Origin of the sequence: Undibacterium sp. SXout20W, assembly GCF_049340285.1 — a bacterium.
Taxonomy (GTDB): Bacteria; Pseudomonadota; Gammaproteobacteria; order Burkholderiales; family Burkholderiaceae_D; genus Undibacterium.
On record NZ_JBMPPH010000110.1, the window covers coordinates 1 to 929 of the forward strand.

General features: G+C 38.9%; 1 protein-coding gene and 1 pseudogene. One reads left to right on the top strand and one right to left on the bottom strand.

Annotated elements, in window-relative coordinates:
• Positions 1–120, top strand: a pseudogene (locus tag ACO0K1_RS20210) (IS30 family transposase); the annotation flags it as partial.
• Between the two features lie 423 nt (positions 121–543).
• Here the strand turns inward: ACO0K1_RS20210 and ACO0K1_RS20215 are convergent.
• The gene (locus ACO0K1_RS20215) at positions 544–843 is read right to left on the bottom strand and encodes an alpha/beta hydrolase (RefSeq protein ID WP_423029002.1); all 300 of its coding nucleotides are present in this window, start codon (positions 841–843) and stop codon (positions 544–546) included.
• Positions 844–929 lie beyond the last annotated feature (86 nt).

The window sequence follows — 929 nt, forward strand, 5'->3', positions numbered from 1 at the left end:
ATTACACAACAGGAGATTGATCACGCCATGAATAGACTGAATAATCGACCAAGAAAAAGGTTAGGATACCTTACACCCAATCAGGTATTCTTCAAAAATACGCTTGCACTTCAAAATTGAACTCGCGCAAGGCAATAAACTTAAAATGTAAAATTATATTTCCTAACTTCGACTACATTTTTAACTCATTAAATTTGAGTCTCATCCTGATTCCGAACGATAGAAAAACATGATAAGACAACCGCAACTTCTCGGATGGCGATCAGATTTTTTCGTAGCGCATCAGGATAGATAATTGAATTTACAACTTCAAAGTGCGGCTCTTTTTTTGACTTTCTCATCGCTTAAACAATGAGAAAAAGAAATGACTGATTAGGATCGAATTAAATCTTGAAAAAAGCCACTTCAATAAGATGCATCAGCTTCGTGCATGCAAAAAAAAATCGATGTGAGCACGCTCATCATTGGACTTTACTCTGCAAAGCTTTAGACAATTTCGCTTTACAGAGATTTTCAATAATTACTCAGAAAATGCGACACGCATTAATGGAGATGGGTACGAATGAAACTGGCAGATTTATGAATAGCTACCATGGCTTCTGGTATGGGCAAGAATTGAAAGACATGCGTCATTCCTTCGTACATGTCGATGGTGGGCTTATTTCCCGCTTCTTCTAGCTTTCTGTACAAACGAACACTTGTACTCAGAAAAATAGTCCGTGTCCCTTCCTGAATTAAAGTAGGAGCAAAACGACTACCAAAATTCGCATAGATCGGCGATACTCGCGGATCAGAGAGGGCTAGGAGGGTGTAAGAAATTTTGTGTAAACGGTCATTTTGCAGGAAACTGCTACTTTGCTAGGAGCAATGATGACCGAGAATCAAAAGCCTTTATCCAACGAACTGATAGACGCTCTACTGGGTGACTA